Origin of the sequence: Streptococcus suis S735 (assembly GCF_000294495.1) — a bacterium.
GTDB lineage: Bacteria > Bacillota > Bacilli > Lactobacillales > Streptococcaceae > Streptococcus > Streptococcus suis.
In genome coordinates, this window is the sequence record NC_018526.1 from 718,658 (window position 1) to 739,622 (window position 20,965).

Sequence of the window (20,965 nt, forward strand, 5' to 3'; positions counted from 1 at the left end):
ATATACAAAAATATAAGGAGGAAAAAGTGAAAAGATTACTGAGACGCATTCGTCCAACAAAGCCCCTAAAAGAACTCACTTGGATAGATTTGATTATTATCACAACGATTTTATGTGGTAATGCTATTTATACCTCAACCATGCAATGGATAGCATCATTTTCCGCAACAGAAACCGTTGAAACAGGAGTTCTGTCGTTTAGTCCAGCCGATAATTGGTGGGCTCTAGCCAATCAAGGAAAATTATTCCTGTTTGCCCTGGTGTATTTATTGATTCGGAATTATGATTTCAAGCAGCTAAAAGTAAAATTAGAATGGACCGTTCTACTCTGGGGACCACTGATTTTCATTGGTGCGGGCCTGATTAGCGATTTGACATTTACAGCTTTTTCATATATTCCAGGTCTGTCTGGTGGGTATAATTTCCTCGGATACTTGCCTTACTATGACTGGAATATCATGACAGTGCTCAACCGTTTCCTAGCCGTTGACTACAGCACAGTTATCTATTCCTTGTTTAATGGCTTCTATGAAGAGTTCTTTTTCTTAGGATTATTGTTGAGCACAGATAAGAAAAAGCGTTCGCTGGTCTTACTCTTTTCAACAATTGTCCGTATATCTTTCCATACCTATCAAGGAATGGTATCTGCTCTTGTTATTGGTGTAGCCTTCGGCCTTTTCTATTACTACATGTACACAAGGAAAAATGACAATTTATTGCCATATTTCTTAGGACATGCTCTTGCGGATATGGTTGGTACAAGTTTCTTCTCATTATTTATTGCAGGGTAAACAATGAGAAGAACGGACATCAAGCTAATCGGATAAAATTTCTTTCTCCCTACAGCTGACAAACGGATGATGATACGTAGTTTCTATTAACTTGGTATCATCACCCGTTTTATTGTGCTGATATATTTAATCTATTCAGTCAAATTTCGATTGCTTTATCATATTTTTTATCCCATATTTTTTTGAATTAACGGTTTATTTATGTTAAAATGTATTTTTATACATCAAAAAGGAGTATAGATATGAAACAAATAAAGAATCGTTTAAAAAAACATATGTTTTGGATTGGACTCATTTCGTTGGTATTGATGCTCGTTGATAATGTCCTATTTTGTTATTTTAATATTGAATGTAGTCGTACCTTAAACCAAATCGAGCAGACGATTTGTATCATCCTTAGCATTCTTGTATTTTTAGGAGTGCTAAATAATAAACCGGATGTGAAGGTAGAAGACATCATGAAAAACGGTATGTCATCTAAAAATCAAAAATAATGTTTGTTTAGAAACTACTGATGAGGTATCTAGTTGTACTTACAGTTCAGTATCTCTAGCTAAGATGGATTTTTCAAAATATAGTCAGTATCTCCTAAAAAACTATTTTGTATATAAATCACTTTACTTGTGAATACGACTATTTAACATCATATATGTCCACCAGTCGAAAGGCTGGTGTTTCTATTTATGACATGTATGTTATCAGGAATGCCACTATTTGAAAGGAAAAGAATCGAGAGAAATTCAATGAATACTAAAAATATCAATAGTAGTTAAAATCATAAGCCGTCATTAGACGGGGTCTTATGATTGTGCTACAATAGACATAATTATAAGAGAACGGGGTGATGATAATGAAACGTACTATTCTATTATGCTTGCCGACAATACTGTTACTAGCAGCATGTCATCAAAATATAAATCAGGCCAATACTACAAAAAATTCGTCAACAGTTGTTTCGACTACTTCAAGTCAGTCTGCTTCAACAACTTCGGAGCAGTCAACAAGCAGCTCTACATCGGCGGAAACGAATCAAGAAGTAACAAGTACAGAGACTCAGGTAAATTTTAACGGTTCCTATTATAGTGTACAAGGAAAATATGGCGAAGTGATTATTGTAAATAAAAAGCATCCGCTTGCAGCTGATTATGCACCGGGCGAAAATCCTGAAGCCTTAGCAGCTTTTCAACGATTAATAGCAGATATGCAGGCGCTAGGATTTGGTATCTCCAATAACTATAGTGGATTTCGTTCCTATGAAACTCAGTCAAGTCTCTACCAGTCTTATGTAAATCAGGAAGGACAAGCAGCGGCAGATAGGTATTCTGCAAGAGCTGGATATAGTGAACATCAGACAGGATTAGCCTTTGATTTATTGGATACAAGTGGTAATTTATTAGAAGAGCCTAATGCTTCTCAGTGGTTGGCTACGAATGCACATCTATATGGCTTTGTTGTCCGCTATCTTCCAGGAAAAGAGTCTAGCACAGGCTATATGGCAGAATCCTGGCATGTGCGATATATTGGTCAAGAAGCGACAGATATTTACAATTCAGGCTTGACCTTGGAAGAATATTTTGGTGTACCAGGTGGAGACTACTAATTTTACATTTAGTCAGAAATAAGTCGAAAAATTTGTCCGTATAACTAACTCGTGATATAATAAACCATCATAATTTTGGAGGTCCATCATGCTTAAAGCAATGGAAGTATACTTGGTTACTAATGGTAATGGTTTGGAAGCCATCGAGTTTTATAAAAATGCTCTTGGGGCAACAGTGGAGCAAGTAAATCTATTTAAAGATTTCTTACCAGACTGCCCTGCTGAACTAGAAAATTACGTAATGAATGCACAGTTTCGTTTGAATGGTCAGCGTTTTATGTTGTCAGACAACAACCCAGAAATGCCTTATACAGTAGGTGACAATATTACAGTTGCGCTTATCACAGACGATGCTGAGACAGCGCAGGAACTATACAGCAAGTTATCCGTAGATGCAACTGCTATCAATATGGAACTTCAAGCAGTTCCTTGGTCTCCTGCCTATGGTAATGTAACAGACAAGTTTGGTATCTCTTGGCAAATCAATGCTGAAGTAGAAGGCTACGGTCAGGAATATTACGCAGAAAACTAAAATAGATTGGACAAGGCCTTGTCCAATCTATTTTAGTTTTTGCCAATAAGCTTTGTAGATATAAAGTTGAAGAGCAGCAGATAGAACAAATAGTAAGGTCATCAAGGCTGAGCTTACATAAGCTGCACCAATAGTGCCAGCTAATATGATGCTGACAACTAGAATAATGGCTCCGAGAAACATTGTTCCTATGATCGATCCAGCAATCAACCATTGACCCGCTCCGCGACCAAATAACTGGTTACTATTTTGCCAGTTGAGCATGAGGAGTCGCTGGTCACGCCAGTAATAAATCTGACCAGTTAGCAGGGCTGAAATGATGATGCCGACTGTAAAGAAGACTGCTAGAATGAGTTTGACTTTCATGAAACCTAGAGCCAAAGCAAAGTAAAGTAGAGTTGGTAGTGCGAATTGTACCGCAGCCAATACCCAGAATTTTTGGATGATAAATTTTTTGAAACTAATAGGAAGCGTTCGAATGAAATGATAATTTTCCTTTTCCAATGACATGGCTACTCCGATGAAGGTTGTAGAACCAGCAAATAGACTGCCAAGCAAGAATCCAGCTAATAGAGCAATACCAAAGAAATCCCATTCAACTGAACTTAGACCACCATTCTCCGTGAAACGGCTAAAACTTGGAAAAAGTGCCACCCCCATGATGATAGGCTGTATCATGGTTTGGACCATGAGGTTGCTATCTTTAAGAGTAGATAGGTGGTGTTTCACTAAAGCCTGATTGAGATTGCTAGGAATCTTGGCAGACTTAGCATTATTGGTCCGTTTTGTCGAAGCATTTTCAATCGCCAAAACTTGATTAAAGTAGTTGGGAATGACAGTTTTAAACGCAAACGTAATAAGTCCAAACATCAAAATGAAAGGAAGTCCAAAATGAAGGAGTGTTTCTAGTGATATAGTATGGCTGACCAAGTAATGGAATCCAGCAAATATAGGTATGATAGGAAAATCAACAAAGCCACCGGATTCGAGTGAAACGGTCTGCTGGGATTGCAGGAACATGAGCGCAGCAAAAGCCAGCAAGGAAGAACCTGTCATCAGGATTGTAGAAATCAATGTTTTACGAGGGCTTTTTGTCAGAACTTCCCCAACAAAGTGCATGATAATCAGATTGACTAAATTAACTAAAATCCAGAGAATCAAAAAGGAAGGAATGGAAGCTAAGGCGAGGAGCGGACCGCCAATTTGCCAGTAAGTGATTAGAAGTAAAGACAGACACGGCATGAGGAAGGGTAGGACCATCCCTTGTGCAGAGAGGATTTTAGCGAGGAAGACTTCTTGTGGCTTCAGGGGAAGTGCTAAATACAATTTTGTATCCTTACTATCGTAGAAAACGGAGAAGAAACCTGTAAAACCGTAGACAATGGCAATAATGGTAAAGAGCGCTAGTTGCAGAGAAAAGAAACCGATAGACTGACTATAATCTACTCCCATGAAAAAGACAGAGTAGAGAAGTCCGAAACTCAAAACCATAAATACTTGTTGCAAGAGGACACTTTTATAGGCTGAAAAGGAGGCGTCTTTGCGCTTACTTTGTTTCTTCTTGACGGAAGCTAGAAGTTGAGGGTTGGAATAAAGAATATTAATCTTTACTAGTTCCCAAATGATGGATTTACTCATACTTCCTCACCTGCCTTCACTTGTTGGCGTCCAGCTAATTCCAAATAGATGGTCTCCAAATCTTTATCTGGATACTGTGATTTGAGTTCATCAAGACTTCCTACGAAAATGAGTTGCCCTTTTCGGAGAATAGCAATGCGGTCACAGAGTTGTTCAGCCACTGAAAGGACGTGTGTAGAAAATAGAACGGTGTGACCAGATTGAGCATGTTCTTTCATCATTTGTTTTAGGTCGAAAGAGGCCTGAGGATCCAGTCCAGTTAGGGGTTCATCCAAAATCCAAATATCAGGGTTAGGGATCAATGCACCAATAATAATGGTTTTCTGACGCATACCATGTGAAAAACTGTCAATAGGCTCATGTTGGCGCGCTGTCATATCAAATAGACTAGATAGTTTAGCGATACGGTCATCAACTGTATCCTTTTCTACACCATAGACCTTGCCCATAAAGTGCCAGTATTCAAATGCTGTTAAGTGTAGGAAGATGTCTGGCGAATCTGGAACATAGGCTATCCGTTTTTTGACTTCATCGCGGTTCTCCTCTAGGTTTAAACCATCAACAGAGATAGTTCCATAACTGGCTTCGATTATCGAAGTCAGTAGACTGATTGTCGTTGTTTTTCCTGCCCCATTGTGACCAATTAAACCGAAAATCTCGCCGCTTTCAATTGTCAAATTTAGGTCATCAAGTGCGATTGTTTCGCCGTATGTTTTTGTGATATGGTCAAATTGTATCATAGTAACCTCCTTGTTATTCGTGAACTAAAAGTAGGGGCTTGCTAGGTATTCCAAGCCTTATTCCACTGTTCTTCGAATAATATATACAATTAATTACATTTATTATACTGCTGAATTAGTACAAAAGCAATAGTTTCTATCAATATTTTTGTAGTATGGATGCGGATATATTGCAAGAAGTCGAGTGTAAAATGGAATGCAATAAGCTCGATTATCAGAAAATTTGCTATAATAGATCTATGAACGATTTGATCAAGCATAAATTGGAGTTACTACCAGATAGCCCTGGCTGTTACCTCCATAAAAACAAGTACGGTAAGATTATCTATGTGGGCAAGGCCAAAAACCTACGCAATCGGGTGCGGTCTTATTTTCGTGGTGCCCATGATACCAAGACAGAGGCTCTAGTGGCTGAAATTGCCGATTTTGAATTTATCGTGACGGATTCCAACATCGAGGCCCTCTTGCTAGAAATCAATCTGATTCAGGAAAACAAGCCACGCTATAACATTATGCTCAAGGATGACAAGTCTTATCCCTTCATCAAGATTACCAAGGAACGTCATCCACGGCTGCTCATTACTCGGCAGATTAAGAAGGATGGTGGTCAGTATTTTGGTCCCTATCCAGATGTGGGTGCGGCCAACCAGACCCTCAAACTATTGGAGCGCCTCTATCCTTTCCGCAAGTGTAAATTGCCTGAGAACAAGTATTGTCTTTATTATCATTTGGGGCAATGTTTGGCTCATGGAGACAATATGCCCAGCCTGTCTGACTATGACAAGATGGCCAAGGAAGTGGCCCAGTTCTTGACAGGTCATGATGATAAGATTATCAAGGAAGTGCAGGACAAGATGAAGGCAGCTGCTGGCAATTTGGAATTTGAAAAGGCTGCGGAATACCGGGATGTCCTCCAATCCATTTCAACCCTGCGGACCAAGCAACGTGTGATGGCTCATGACTTGCAGAATCGAGATGTCTTTGGCTACTACGTAGACAAGGGCTGGATGTGTGTGCAGGTTTTCTTTGTTCGGCAGGGGAAACTGATTGAGCGGAATGTCAATCTTTTTCCATACTATAATGATGCGGGCGAAGACTTTTTGACCTACATCGGTCAGTTTTACAGGGACCAGCAACATTTGATTCCCTCAGAGGTCTTGATACCGCAGGATATTGACCAAGAAGCCGTAGAAGCTCTGGTAGATACCAAGGTCATCAAGCCCCAGCGTGGCGAGAAGAAGCAACTCATCAATCTGGCAACCAAGAATGCGCGTGTCAGTCTGGAGCAGAAGTTTAATCTTTTGGAGAAAAATCTGGAGAAGACCTACGGTGCGGTGGAGAATATCGGTCAGCTTTTGGGGATTCCGACGCCTGTGCGGATTGAGGCTTTCGATAACTCCAATATTATGGGGACTAGTCCTGTGTCGGCTATGGTTGTCTTTGAAAATGGGGTGCCTAATAAAAAAGAATACCGCAAGTACAAGATTAATACGGTTGAGGGACCGGATGACTATGCTTCCATGCGGGAAGTTTTGCAGCGGCGGTACAGTCGGGTGCTGCGGGACGGTTTGACACCGCCTGATTTGATTATCATTGACGGTGGTCAGGGGCAGGTCAATGTCGCCAAGCAGGTCATCGAGCAGGAGTTGGGTATGTCCATTCCCATTGCAGGTTTGCAGAAGAATGACAAGCACCAGACACACGAATTGCTCTTTGGTAATCCGCTGGAAGTAGTTGAGTTGCCTCGCAATTCACAGGAATTTTTCCTCCTGCATCGGATTCAAGATGAGGTTCACCGCTTTGCTATTGAGTTTCATCGTCAGGTTCGGTCAAAAAATTCCTTCTCATCCAAATTGGACGGCATAGAAGGCTTGGGACCAAAACGCAAGCAGACTTTGATGAAGCATTTCAAGTCTATTGGCAATATCCAGTCGGCCAGTCTACAAGAAATCGCAGAAGCAGGAGTGCCGTATAAAGTAGCGGAAAAGGTCAAGGAAAGCCTTTCTTCAAAGGATGAGATTTGAAAACATTCCCATAATGTGTTAGAATAAACTATCAATGACTAAATAAGGAGAAAGTAATGGCTTTTGGTGAAGAAAAACACAAAAAAACAACATTTGAGAAAGTGACTTTAGTAATCGTTGTCGTGATGGTTGTAGCGACATTGGCTGGCTTGATTTTACCAGCTATTAATGCATTGATGAATTAAGAACCTGTATTCACTGTTCAGCACTTCTATACTAAGGCTAGTTTTTAAGCACTCATCGTTAGTTTTTTTCAAAATACAGTCAGTATTTTGAAAAAACCACCTTGATTGGCTAAAAACGATTTCTTATATATAAGCACTTCGCTTGTGAATACAGGTCTAAAACGCTTTTAAGCGTTTTTTTCTAGGAAAGAATAGGGTAAATTATGAGTATGTTTTTAGATACTGCCAAGATTAAGGTCAAGGCAGGGAAAGGTGGCGACGGGATGGTCGCCTTCCGCCGTGAAAAGTATGTACCTAATGGCGGTCCTTGGGGCGGTGATGGTGGTCATGGTGGAAATGTTGTCTTCGTTGTAGATGAAGGCTTGCGGACCTTGATGGACTTCCGTTACAATCGTCGCTTTAAGGCTGATGATGGTGAAAAAGGGATGACCAAAGGTATGCACGGTCGAGGAGCGGAAGATTTAATTGTTCGTGTACCGCAGGGAACAACTGTGCGTGACGCTGATACAGGTAAAATCATTACAGACCTGGTTGAGAATGGGCAGGAATTTGTCATTGCCCACGGTGGTCGTGGTGGTCGTGGAAATATTCGTTTTGCGACACCTAAGAATCCAGCGCCTGAGATTTCTGAAAATGGAGAACCAGGTGAGGAGCGCAATCTTGAATTAGAATTGAAAGTGTTGGCTGATGTAGGTCTTGTAGGTTTCCCATCAGTTGGAAAATCAACGCTTCTCAGTGTTATTACAGCAGCTAAACCTAAAATTGGTGCCTACCATTTTACAACCATTGTGCCAAATTTGGGAATGGTTCGGACCAAGTCTGGTGAGTCATTTGCAGTGGCTGATTTGCCTGGCTTGATTGAAGGTGCTAGTCAAGGTGTTGGATTGGGAACGCAATTCCTACGTCATATTGAGCGGACACGTGTTATCTTGCATGTTTTGGATATGTCAGCAAGTGAAGGTCGTGATCCTTACGAGGACTATGTAGCCATCAACAATGAATTGGAAACCTATAATCTTCGTTTAATGGAGCGCCCTCAAATTATTGTTGCCAACAAGATGGACATGCCAGAGGCAGAAGAACATTTGGAAGAGTTCAAGAAAAAATTGGCAACCAACTATGATGAGTTTGAAGAATTGCCACAGATTTTCCCAATTTCTGGTATTGCTCACCAAGGTCTGGAAAATCTACTAGAAGCTACAGCTGAGTTGCTTGAGAAAACGCCAGAATTCTTGCTCTACGACGAATCAGATTTCCAAGAAGAAGAGGCTTACTATGGCTTTAACCCAGATGAACCAGAATTTGCAATCAGTCGTGCAGACGATGCAAGTTGGATTCTATCTGGTGACAAGCTGGAAAAGCTCTTCACCATGACCAACTTCGATCGCGACGAATCTGTCATGAAATTTGCTCGTCAGTTACGTGGAATGGGTGTCGATGAAGCCCTCCGTGCGCGTGGTGCCAAAGACGGCGACATCGTCCGTATTGGCAAGTTCGAATTTGAGTTCGTTGATTAACGTAGCAGTTTGACTGCAAGTTAACTTGCTAGTTAAACTACGCCAAGTCCTATGGGATCTTGGCTAGCTACCTTACTAACTTCACCCAAATGGTGGTATCAACCATTTGGGTTCCGTGTCGTAACTTTGGAATCACATCAAAATCCTAAAGGACTTGATGTGATACGGTAGCCGCTATGGCGGACTACCTACCAACCTTACTAATTCCGCACAGGCAGTGGTATCGACTGCCTGTACTCCATATCGTAACCTGTCCGGTAAGTTAGTCTAGTATGAACTTAGAAATTCGAGAGCAGACTATAGCTTTACAAATTTCGTTCAGTTGGTGACAGTCGTTTGTGAGCAATCTTAAAAAAAATAGTTGGAGGTCTGTATGGGTGATAAGCCAATATCCTTCAAGGATAAGTATGGAAATTTTGTCTCAGCAGCCGATGTTTGGAATGCTGAAAAATTAGAAGAACTCTTTAACAGGCTCAATCCCAATCGCAAACTCCGTTTGGAACGTGAGCGTTTGGCAAGAGAGCAAGAAAAGGAATAACGTCAAAATCTGCTTGTTGTATCAGAAAACAGGCAGATTTTTTTAAAATTTATTGACTATTTATTATTGGTTATATGTATAAGAATACAAGATATGGAGCTAATATTTTTGCGGTGTCGGTAATTTTATAGAAATTCTCAAAAGTGAAATTTCTTAAAAAATATGTAAAAACTATGAATATACTGGTTTCTTCTTGAATTGAAGCGAATTCATAATGTTTTTTTGAGGAATTTTATAATATTACTTGGCATTTAAAGTTATTTGTAGTATAATACCTCGAATGATTGCGGGAGTTTTCAAGGCTTTGATACAAAGAGTAGAAAATTTGTGTAATTAAATTAATATTTATATGGGGGATTTTTTATGCGTAGATCAAATAAAAAATCATTTGACTGGTACGGTACGAAACAACAATTTTCGATTCGTAAGTATCATTTTGGGGCAGCAAGCGTTTTGCTTGGTGTGTCGTTAGTTTTAGGTGCTGGTGCACAGGTTGTTAAGGCTGATGAAACTGTTGCTTCATCAGAACCAACTATTGCCAGTAGTGTAGCGCCTGCTTCAACAGAAGCGGTTGCAGAAGAAGCAGAAAAAACAAATGCTGAAAATACGAGTGCAGTAGCTACGACTTCAACAGAAGTTGAAAAAGCGAAAGCTGTTCTTGAACAGGTAACATCAGAATCACCACTTTTGGCTGGTCTTGGTCAAAAAGAGTTGGCTAAAACTGAAGATGCAACTCTTGCAAAAGCTATAGAGGATGCTCAAACAAAACTTGCAGCAGCTAAGGCAATTTTGGCTGACTCAGAAGCAACTGTTGAGCAAGTTGAAGCGCAAGTCGCAGCGGTTAAAGTAGCCAACGAGGCGCTAGGGAATGAATTGCAAAAATACACTGTAGATGGTCTCTTGACAGCGGCTCTTGATACAGTAGCACCTGATACAACTGCATCAACATTGAAAGTTGGTGATGGCGAAGGTACCCTTCTAGATAGCACTACAACAGCAACGCCTTCAATGGCTGAGCCAAATGGTGCAGCAATTGCTCCACATACACTTCGAACTCAAGATGGAATTAAAGCGACATCAGAGCCAAATTGGTATACTTTTGAATCGTACGATTTGTACTCATATAATAAAAATATGGCTAGCTCAACTTATAAAGGAGCTGAAGTTGATGCCTACATTCGTTACTCTTTGGATAATGATTCGTCAACAACTGCTGTTTTAGCAGAGTTGGTAAGTAGGACAACTGGTGATGTGTTAGAGAAATATACGATTGAACCGGGCGAGAGTGTTACGTTTTCACATCCGACAAAAGTTAATGCTAATAATAGCAATATAACTGTGACTTATGATACCTCATTAGCTTCTGCTAATACTCCTGGAGCATTGAAATTCTCTGCTAATGATGATGTTTATTCAACAATTATTGTACCTGCTTATCAGATTAATACAACTCGTTACGTCACTGAAAGTGGCAAAGTTTTGGCAACCTATGGTCTTCAAACTATTGCAGGACAGGTAGTTACTCCATCTTCTGTTCGTGTATTTACTGGGTATGATTATGTGGCAACTACAACTAAAGCCGTTCAAGGTCCATATCCAAAGGGAACGGTATACCTTGCTGGTACGGTTCAAAAGGATACAGTACAATATAAAGTTATTCGTGAAATTGTGGAGAACGACCAAGCAGTTCTTAAATTCTATTATTTAGATCCTACCTATAAGGGTGAAGTAGATTGGAGAGGAACTGATACGACTGGGTTTATTGAGTTGCTTACAACTTCCCCAACAACCTATAAAGTTGGTACTATATACGATTACAATATTAATTCAAAAATTACAGCTCCATTTACTATTGATCCTACCAAGAATGTTATGGTTTTCAAGGAAAGTGAACAGAACGAGCAAGGTAGCAAATATCGCGTCATTGCTCAATGGTCAGGAGATGAAACCACTAAAGGTATATATGGAAAAATCTATATCGCTACTCAGGTTTGGACGACTAAATTGGGAACAAACGAGTGGGGATGGTTTGACTATTCTGATGACCAAGCTGGTATAAAATTTAATAACAAAGGTTTTTGGCCGGCAGGTGTTCAAAATACACTTCGAAATGCTACTCCGGCTACAGCTGTAGAGACTACTTATATCTACAAAGAAAGTTCCAAGTATGGTGATGTCATTGTTGAGTACTACGATACTGACGGAAAACAAATTGTAAATTCAGTTGTAGATACTCCTAAGTCAGCTCTTGGCACAGAGTATAATACAGATGTGGACCGTAGACCAGCCAGCTTGGTTGCTGCTGATGGGACAGTCTACTTCTACAAAGAAGTTAAGTCTGATTCAGCTAAGACAACCGGTACAGTAGTTGCAGGTACGACAACTGTTAAGTATGTTTACGAAAAAGCTGGTAGCGTTAATGTTAACTTCGTTGACATCAATGGTAAAGTAATCAAAGCTCCTGTTTCAGATGAAAAAGATGCGAAACCTGGTTACAATTATGATACCGACTTGGATCAGAAATTAGCTTCCATCACTTTTGAAGGCAAGGAATACAAACTTGTTCCTGCTGGTGATTATCCGGTTGGTAAAGTTGGCAAGGGAAATAACTTGATTGAAGTTGGTAATAATACTGCGAAAGGTATTGACCCAACAACAGGCAAAATTGAAGCCGGTGTTAACAAAGAAGTTACCTATGTCTATAGAGCAGTGACAGGTTCTGTAGTTGTAAATTACAAAGATACAGAAGGTAATGTGATTAAAGATCCAGAAACGGATGTGTCTGATGCACCGGTTGGAGATGCTTATACTACAACTGACAAGAAACCAAACGAAATCATCACAAAAGATGGATCACGCTATGTTCTTGTTCCATCTAAGACAGATGGTGAGGAAAATGGTAAAGTTATCGAAGGAACAATCACAGTAACTTATGTTTACCAGAAAGTTGCAAACTGGATTCCAGAGATTCCAAATGTACCAGAAACAGACCGTCCAAAAGTACCTTACCCATTTGACCCAACAGAGCCAGACGAGCCAATCGATCCAACGACACCAGGAACAAATGGCGAGGTTCCAAATATTCCTTACGTTCCAGGATATACACCGGTTGATCCTAAGGATAACACGCCGTTGAAACCAATTGATCCAAATGATCCAGGTAAGGGTTATGTACCACCAACACCAGAAAATCCAGGTGTTGATACACCAATTCCTTATGTTCCAGTTAAAAAAGTCGTAACTAACCACGTTGATGAAGAGGGTAACCCTATTGCACCGCAAGAAGAGGGAACAAAACCAAACAAATCAATCCCAGGTTACGAGTTCACAGGTAAAACTGTTACTGACGAAGATGGCAACACAACTCACATCTACAAGAAAACACCAGAAGTTAAGAATGGTACAGTTGTTGTTAACTATGTAACAGAAGATGGCACAGTTATCAAGGAACCTGTAACAGATACACCAACTTCTCCAGAAGGCACACCATACGACACTACAGACAACAAACCTAAGACAATCACTTTCAAAGGTGAAGAGTATGAATTGGTTCGTGTTGACGGTACAGAAAACGGTAAAGTTGTAGAAGGTGAAACAGTTGTGACTTACGTTTACCGTAAAGTCGAAACACCTGCTAAGAAAGTTGTAACTAACCACGTTGATGAAGAGGGTAACCCTGTTGCGCCGCAAGAAGAGGGAACAAAACCAAACAAATCAATCCCAGGTTACGAATTTACAGGTAAAACTGTTACTGACGAAGATGGCAACACAACTCACATCTACAAGAAAACACCTGCTAAGAAAGTTGTGACTAACCACGTTGATGAAGAAGGTAACCCTATTGCTCCACAAGAGGATGGGACAACACCAAAACGTCAAATTTCAGGTTACGAGTATGTGCGTACTGTAGTTGATGAAGAAGGTAACACGACACATATTTATCGCAAACTTTCTAATAAACCAACAACACCTGAGAAGGAAACTCCTGCAAAACCTCAAGCAGGTAAAACCGCTTCAGGTAAAGCTCAATTGCCAAATACTGGTGAGGCTTCATCTGTGGCAGGTGCGCTTGGTACAGCAATGCTTGTCGCAACACTTGCGTTTGCAAGAAAACGTCGTCGTAACGAAGATTAGTCAAAATTCTTTATACAGACTTTATTCCCCCACATAGAAAGTATAAGAATTGTACGTAACATGCAGGATTGCCTTTCCGAAAAAATGAGGCTGGGCAAAAAGTCCAGAGTTACATCTTAGAGTTCGCTCCATTTCCAACCTCCAACAGTCACTACTCTGACTGTTGGAGCTGTGTGGGGGTGGGAGACGAGCTCTTTTTTTATTCGGTCGAGTTCTTTCTCGCTCCCATTTTTTTGTCTTATTTTGATATACTAGATATAGTATATTCAACGAAAGCATGAGAATTTGATATGAAATTAGTCTATACAGATATTCGCAATCCTCTGACGCAGTATTTGACAGAACAGACAGCAACATTTGCCGAGCAGGGCAAACGTGTTTTTTATATTGCTCCAAACTCTCTATCCTTTGAGATGGAACGCAAGGTCTTGGAATACCTGCCTGAACAGGCAACTTTTGATATTATCGTGACCCGTTTTGGGCAATTGGCCCGCTATTTGATGATTGATAGGAAAGAAGCAGGTCAACCGCTGGATGATGTTGGTCTGGCAATGATTTTCTTTCGTGTTCTATCGCAATTTGAAGATGGCGACTTGAAAGTCTATGGTCGTTTACAGACAGATTTTGGTTTCATTAACCAGCTAGTTGCTTTATACAAAGAATTGCAACGGGCAAATATGTCTATTTTGGACTTGGAAGCCATGGACTCACCAGATAAGCAGGCTGATTTGGTAAAGATTTTTCTGGCTGTAACAGACATTTTGTCCAAAGAAGGCTTTGAGCATCAGTCTAAGTTAGCACAGTTGACTGGCTTGGTAGAAACTGGTCAGTTGGATGAGCAGTTGAAGAACATTGTGCTGGTGGTAGACGGATTTTCTCGTTTTTCGGCAGAAGAAGAAGCTTTAGTAAGTGCTTTAAATGAACGGGTGTCGGAAATCCTGATTGGTGTATATGCCAGCAAGAAAGCTGTGCAAGCCACCTATGCGGAAGGCAACGTCTATCAAGCCAACGTTGACTTTTTACGTCAGTTATCAGCGCAGTTCCAGACTAAGGCAACTTATATTGGTCAAGAGCCGGTCTTGGACAGTATCGGTAAATTTTCAAAGAATATGGAAGCCTATTATGACTACAGCGGGACCATGATAGACTTGACTCCAGCAGACCAAGAAAAAATCCAACTCTGGGAGGTTGTTAACCAAAAAGAAGAAGTGGAGCAAGTTGCGACTGCAATTCGTCAGCATGTGCATCAAGGTGCTCGCTATAAAGACATCTTGTTGCTCTTGGGTGACGTGGATAGCTACAAGTTGCAGATTGGCAAGATTTTTGACAAGTATGACATTCCTTACTATTTCGGTAAGGCAGAGGAGATGAGTCATCATCCGTTGGTCCATTTTGTGGAGTCCTTGGAGCGCTTGCGTCGCTATCGTTTTCGTGCGGAAGACCTGCTCAATCTCCTCAAATCTGGTTTGTACGCCAGCATTTCCCAAAAGGAGCTGGACCTATTTGAGTCTTACATCCTTTTTGCGGATATGAAGGGGCAGGCTGCTTTTTCGAGGGCTTTTTCGGTCAATGGCAGAGCAGACTATGATGCTGAAGTCATCAAGGAGAAAAGGCTTGTCTATGATTTGACTGTCTTGGAACCCCTACGTGCTAAGATTATGGAACCTTTGAACCAGCTGTTTAAGGCTGGACCACAATCTGGAACTGCCTTGCTTGAGAAATTTATGGCATTTTTGGAGGCAATTGATCTTCCTAAAAATATGGAAAAAATGTCTCGAAATTTGAGTGAAGTAGAGCAAGAAAAAGAAGAGCAGGTCTGGAAAAGTTTTACCCATCTTCTTGAGAATTTTCATCAGATTTTCGGAAAAGAAAAGTTGAAAATGGATGATTTTCTGGCTATTTTACAGGCTGGAATGCAGGCCAGCCACTATCGTACCGTTCCTGCAACAGTTGATGTGGTCAATGTCAAATCCTATGATTTGATCGAGCCGCACACTGCAAAGTATGTTTATGCTATCGGAATGGGTCAGTCAAATTTTCCAAAAGTTGCCAAGAATACCAGTCTATTGACAGAAGAAGAGATGGAAAAAGTCAATCTTGTCTCGGCTAGTTCCTCACGTTTCGATTTGGTCAGCCGAGAGAATATCAAGAAGAACCATGCTGCTATGATGTCTCTGCTTAATTCTGCGACGGAACAGTTAGTCATTTCTACTCCTCAGATTTATAACGAAGGCGAAGATAGTCTCTCCCCATATATCAAGATTCTCCAAAAAATGGGGTTGAAATCCGAAGAACGTGGTCGGATTAAAACACTTAGTCCACAAGACATCGGTCACTACAAGAGTCTCTTATCCCGTTTGATTGAGTCGGAAAGACCAAGCCTTGAAACAGAGGAGTGGGAAGGGCAGAGGGCCTTCTGGACAGTCTTGGTTCGCCATTTGAAGAAGAAATTGGAGTCGCAAAGCATTGAAATTCCGACCATTACTGGTGATATTGCTTCTAAACAACTTTCAGATGAAACCTTGGCTGCTTTATATCCAGAGGATAAGCCGCTCAATCTTTCTGCATCCAGCTTGACCAATTTCTACAATAACCAATATCTTTACTTTGTCCGTAATGTTCTTCGCCTGCGGGAACAGGAATCCATCCATCCGACTGCCTTTCAGCATGGTTTGTTCTTGCATCGGATTTTTGAACGAGTGGTCATGGACCAATCTGAGCTAGATTTTGATCAAAAAGTGGACAAGGCAATTCTGCGTACGCGTGACGAGGCAGAATTTGCTATGTTTTATAACCAGGATGCGGATGCTCGTTATACGGAGGAGGTGCTGGATAAGATTGCTCGTTCCAGTGCGACTATTTTGCGGGATAATGATTTGGTTGAAATTGATGGCCAGGAAAAGAGTTTCCGTCAGGATAAGGCGCTGGTTTTTGACCTTCAAAATGGCAAGAGTGTGCATGTAAATGGTACCATTGACCGCTTGGATACCTTACAAATCAATCAGGCTGTCGGTGTTGTGGATTACAAGTCCAGCGACCAATCTTTTTCAGTTGGGGATTTTTATAATGGTCTCAAACCTCAGTTGGTGACCTACTTGGCAGCCTTACAAGAGCTGGATGAAACCAAGGATAAACCTGTTTTTGGGGCTATGTATTTGCATTTGCAGGATCCGATTATCAAATTAAAAGACACGAAGAATTTAGAACAGCTAGAAGGAGCTGCCAATACTAGCTTGGTTTACAAGGGGCTTTTCTTGAAGGAGGAAAGTCTGGGGCTCAATCATTTTTATCAGACTCGTAACCAACTCTACACGGAAGATGAGTTTGCGGTTTTATTGAACCACAACCAAGAACTATACAAACAAGCTGCCATGGACATTCTGGCTGGTCGCTTTGCTATTAACCCTTATACCAAAGATGGGCGTTCGGTGGCAGGTGAGCAGCTGAAGGCAATCACTGGTTTTGAGGCGGATCGGCACATGGGCATGGCACGGCGGTTGGTCAAAGAGGCCAAGCGTCAAGATTGGATGGAACGAATGAAAGGAGGTCAGGACTAATGGCTTTTGAACAATTTTTAAGCGCGGAAGAAATCAAGGCTGTGCAGCTGGCGGAAGCCCATTCTGATAAGCAGCAAAAACGCACAGCTGAGCAGATTGAAGCTATCTACACGCACGGTCAGAATGTTCTGGTCTCTGCATCGGCTGGGTCAGGAAAGACTTTCGTCATGGTTCAACGGATTTTGGATAAGTTGAAGCGTGGTATAGGGATTGACCAGCTCTTTATCTCGACCTTTACAGTCAAGGCGGCTGGTGAATTGAAGGAGCGGATTGAGAAAAAGCTCAATGAAACTATTGCGGAGACGACCGATATGGAATTGCGTCGGCATTTGTCGGCCCAGTTGGCAGATTTGACTAAGGCGGATATTGGGACCATGGACTCCTTTACGCAGAAATTGGTGACCACCTATGGTTATAGCCTTGGTATTTCTCCGCAGTTTCGGATTTTACAGGATGAGACTGAAAAAGCGAGTCTGAAAAAAGAGGTTTTTGACCAGCTCTTTGCAGATTATCTTGAAGAGGATGAAAATGGTGCATTCCGCAAACTGGTTCGCAATTTTTCGGGCAACCGCAAGGATAATAGTGGTTTCCGTCAGGTTGTTTATCAGGTGCATGATTTTAGCCAATCGACGAGCAGTCCAACTAAATGGCTGAAAGAACAGGCTGTTCAAGCTGATTTGTACAGTCAAGAGCGTATAGAGCAGATGCTAGAGCAAGGCTTTAAGGAAAAAGTGTTAGACAAGCTCTATCAAGCTGCAGATTTCTTCCGCTACCATGTGGAATGGGGCAGAAATGACTTTGGTTCTGCTAAATATTTTGCAAATGTGGAAGAAGTCTTGGATTTGTTGACAGGTTTAGATAGTCTGGACCAGAAGGACTTGATGGAACGGGTTGAAAGAATTCTTCTCATCAATAATCAGTCCAGAGGCAAGGGCCTGACCAATGCCAATCGACCAAAAGATGAGCATTTGATAGCCTTTAAAGAAGAATACAATGCTGGTAAGAGCCAGATTATCTCAGAACTACGAGATTTGGGTCAGGAAGTTTATGAATTGACCCTGCTGAAAGACTATCAGGTTCAAGCTTTGCCACTACTGATATTATTACGTGACTTTGTCTTGGATTTTTCGCAGGCTTATCTGGATGTCAAAATCAAGGAAGCAGCCTTTGAATTTGGCGACATTGGGCATTTCGCTATTCGTATTTTAGAAGAAAATGCGGACATTCGCCAGTTTTTCCAAGAGAAATATCACGAAGTCATGGTGGACGAGTACCAGGATAACAACCATAGCCAAGAGCGAATGCTGGACCTGCTGTCTAACGGTCACAACCGCTTTATGGTGGGTGATATTAAGCAGTCCATCTATCGATTCCGTCAGGCGGATCCGATGATTTTCCAAGAGAAATTTGAACTGTATCAGGCAAATCCTCAGTCTGGGAAATTGATTTTGCTCAAGGAAAATTTCCGTAGTCAGATTGAAGTCTTGGAGGCAACAAATGCTATTTTCACGCGCCTGATGGACCGTCAAGTAGGGGAAATCAAGTATGACGACACCCACAGTCTAGTGGCTGGTAGTCCTGGTCAAAAAATTGCCCAGCCCAAGAATGAGATGGAATACTTGATTTACGATCAGCAGGATAGCGCAAACTCTTCAACAGATGCTGAGGAAGAAACACCTCTGACTGCTGGTGAAATTGAGGTCGTTGCAAAAGAGATTATTCGTCTTCACAATGAAGAAGGAGCAGACTTCAAGGACATCACTCTCTTGGTACAAAAGCGGACGCACAATGACCTCATTATGTCCATTTTTGAAAAACATGGGATTCCAATTGTGGCAGATGGCGGAGCAGCCTCCTATCTGCAATCTTTAGAAGTCATGATCATGCTGGATACCTTGCGGGTTATCAATAATCCACTCAATGACTATGCCTTGGTTGCCCTGCTTAAATCACCTATGTTCCGATTCGATGAAGATGAACTGACACGGATTTCCTTGCAGGCCGGGACAGGTTTCTTTTACCAGAAAATGGAAATAGCCCAGCAAGCAAGTGGGCAACATCCTGAACTGATGTCAGAAAAGTTGAAGAAGAAAATCACGGATTTCTTGTCTATTTTGGAAAATTGGCGTGCCTATGCCAAACTGCATTCTATTTATGACATGATTTGGAAGATGTTCAATGAAAAATTCTACTATGACTATGTCGGTGCGCTTCCAAATGGCAGCAAGCGTCAGGCCAATCTATACGCACTTGGTCTGCGTGCCAACCAGTTTGAAAAAACAGGCTACAAGGGATTGTCTCGCTTCATCGCCATGATTGATCGTGCCTTAGCAAATGACAAGGACTTGGCAGATGTACAAGAGTTTCTACCGCAAAATGCTGTACAGCTTATGACTATTCACAAGTCAAAAGGTTTGGAGTTCAAGTATGTCTTCCTCATGAACATCGATAAGCGATTTAACTTGGAAGACCATTACCAATCAGTCATCATCAGCCGGAAAAATGGTCTAGGTATCCAATATTTAGCAGATATGAAAGATAAGGTAAATAGCCCATTACCTCAGGTGCGAGTCTTAATGAACACCCTCCCTTATCAAAATAATCTCCAAGAGCTAAAAATTGCCAATCTTTCGGAACAAATGCGGTTGCTTTATGTTGCACTAACGCGTGCTGAGAAGAAGCTGTATCTGGTTGGAAAGGGTAATGCTGACAAGTTAGCTGAAAAATACGATGGCAAAAAGGAAAATGGCGTACTAGCCCAATCAACTCGTGAAAGTATGGCGACCTTCCAAGACTGGATTCTAGCCATTGATGAGGCCTTCTCAGGAGAAGACTTGCACTTCAAGAAAGTCTTTGTGACGGATGAGGATTTGACAGAGGAGAAGATTGGTAAACTTACATTGAAGAGTAAGCTAGAAGACGCCAGCCTTAAAGATATTCGTCAATCAGAAGACATCGCCCAGGCCTTGGACCAGTTGTCTTCTGTCCAAGAGTTGAACGAACGCTATAAGGCTGCTATAGAATTGCCAAGTTTACGGACTCCAAGTCAAATCAAGAAGCTCTATGAGCCTATTTTGGAACAAGAAGGCATGGAAGTTATGGAAAAATACCAGCCCAAACGGACCTTCAACTTGCCAGATTTCTCCAAGAAACCAAAAATCACTGGAGCCCAAGTCGGTTCAGCAGTGCATGAACTCATGCAACGCTTGGATCTGTCTTGGTTGGTGACAGAAGATACGGTAAGAGCAGCCCTAGAAGCTGTTCATGCTGAGCAAGCGATTAAAGATAAAATCAATGTTCAGATGATTTTGGATTTCTTTGATACAGACTTAGGAAGAGAAATTCTAGCCAATACGGACAAACTCCACCGAGAAGCTCCATTTGCAAGTTTGCAGACAGATTCTGTATCTCAGGAAAACTTTGTCCTTCGTGGGATTATCGATGGCTACCTACTGTATGATGATCATATTGTCCTCTTTGATTACAAGACAGACAAATATGACCAACCAATCCAACTCAGCCAACGTTACCAAGCTCAAATGCAACTCTATGCGGAGGCATTGAAAAAAGCCTACAAGATAGATCGTGTAGACTGCCATTTGATTTTGCTTGGTGGGGAGAGAATAGAAGTGGTCGAAGTCAACATATAGTCATTTAGTTTTTCTTTTATTACTTCGTTAACTCGCTTTGCCGTACTCCAGTACTGTCT

General features: G+C 41.3%; 13 protein-coding genes. 11 read left to right on the top strand and 2 right to left on the bottom strand.

The annotated features are described in order from the left end of the window. The first annotated feature begins 26 nt into the window (after window positions 1-26). From YYK_RS03550 to YYK_RS03565, 4 genes are all read left to right on the top strand, one after another. Window positions 27-791, top strand: a complete 765-nt coding sequence (locus YYK_RS03550) for a CPBP family intramembrane glutamic endopeptidase (protein WP_011922275.1) — start codon at window positions 27-29, stop codon at window positions 789-791. 242 nt (window positions 792-1,033) lie between these two features. Continuing rightward, on the top strand, window positions 1,034-1,285 hold the full coding sequence (locus YYK_RS03555; protein WP_012775055.1) for a phage holin: 252 nt from the start codon (window positions 1,034-1,036) through the stop codon (window positions 1,283-1,285). A 350-nt stretch (window positions 1,286-1,635) separates the two neighbouring features. Continuing rightward, window positions 1,636-2,391 (top strand): LD-carboxypeptidase LdcB/DacB, encoded by a 756-nt coding sequence (gene ldcB, locus YYK_RS03560; protein ID WP_012775056.1) that lies wholly within the window; start codon window positions 1,636-1,638, stop codon window positions 2,389-2,391. An 88-nt stretch (window positions 2,392-2,479) separates the two neighbouring features. Next, the gene (locus YYK_RS03565) at window positions 2,480-2,923 is read left to right on the top strand and encodes a VOC family protein (RefSeq protein ID WP_002935466.1); all 444 of its coding nucleotides are present in this window, start codon (window positions 2,480-2,482) and stop codon (window positions 2,921-2,923) included. 27 nt (window positions 2,924-2,950) lie between these two features. Here YYK_RS03565 and YYK_RS03570 read toward each other — a convergent pair whose 3' ends face one another. Both YYK_RS03570 and YYK_RS03575 read right to left on the bottom strand, forming a co-directional pair. After that, window positions 2,951-4,561: a permease gene (locus YYK_RS03570; protein ID WP_011922277.1), complete on the bottom strand. Its 1,611-nt coding sequence runs from the start codon at window positions 4,559-4,561 to the stop codon at window positions 2,951-2,953. After that, window positions 4,558-5,301, bottom strand: a complete 744-nt coding sequence (locus YYK_RS03575) for an ABC transporter ATP-binding protein (RefSeq protein ID WP_011922278.1) — start codon at window positions 5,299-5,301, stop codon at window positions 4,558-4,560. The genes YYK_RS03570 and YYK_RS03575 overlap by 4 nt, the downstream gene beginning before the upstream one ends. A 239-nt stretch (window positions 5,302-5,540) precedes the next feature. On the opposite strand from YYK_RS03575, the gene uvrC reads away from it, so the two are divergent. From uvrC to addA, 7 genes are all read left to right on the top strand, one after another. Further along, window positions 5,541-7,325, top strand: a complete 1,785-nt coding sequence (uvrC, locus tag YYK_RS03580) for an excinuclease ABC subunit UvrC (RefSeq protein ID WP_012775432.1) — start codon at window positions 5,541-5,543, stop codon at window positions 7,323-7,325. 56 nt (window positions 7,326-7,381) lie between these two features. Continuing rightward, on the top strand, window positions 7,382-7,510 hold the full coding sequence (locus tag YYK_RS03585; RefSeq protein WP_002935474.1) for a DUF4044 domain-containing protein: 129 nt from the start codon (window positions 7,382-7,384) through the stop codon (window positions 7,508-7,510). Between the two features lie 203 nt (window positions 7,511-7,713). Continuing rightward, a complete protein-coding gene (gene obgE / locus YYK_RS03590) occupies window positions 7,714-9,027 on the top strand; it encodes a GTPase ObgE (RefSeq protein ID WP_011922805.1) in 1,314 nt (437 codons plus the stop codon). 373 nt (window positions 9,028-9,400) lie between these two features. Beyond that, window positions 9,401-9,565 (top strand): hypothetical protein, encoded by a 165-nt coding sequence (locus YYK_RS10250; RefSeq protein WP_012775058.1) that lies wholly within the window; start codon window positions 9,401-9,403, stop codon window positions 9,563-9,565. Between the two features lie 363 nt (window positions 9,566-9,928). Further along, window positions 9,929-13,699 (top strand): muramidase-released protein MRP, encoded by a 3,771-nt coding sequence (gene mrp / locus YYK_RS03600; protein ID WP_012775059.1) that lies wholly within the window; start codon window positions 9,929-9,931, stop codon window positions 13,697-13,699. Window positions 13,700-13,989: 290 nt separating this feature from the next. After that, the gene (rexB, locus tag YYK_RS03605; RefSeq protein WP_011922284.1) at window positions 13,990-17,256 is read left to right on the top strand and encodes an ATP-dependent nuclease subunit B; all 3,267 of its coding nucleotides are present in this window, start codon (window positions 13,990-13,992) and stop codon (window positions 17,254-17,256) included. Then, the gene (addA, locus tag YYK_RS03610) at window positions 17,256-20,906 is read left to right on the top strand and encodes a helicase-exonuclease AddAB subunit AddA (protein WP_012775061.1); all 3,651 of its coding nucleotides are present in this window, start codon (window positions 17,256-17,258) and stop codon (window positions 20,904-20,906) included. Before rexB ends, addA begins: the two co-directional genes overlap by 1 nt. Window positions 20,907-20,965: the final 59 nt, after the last annotated feature.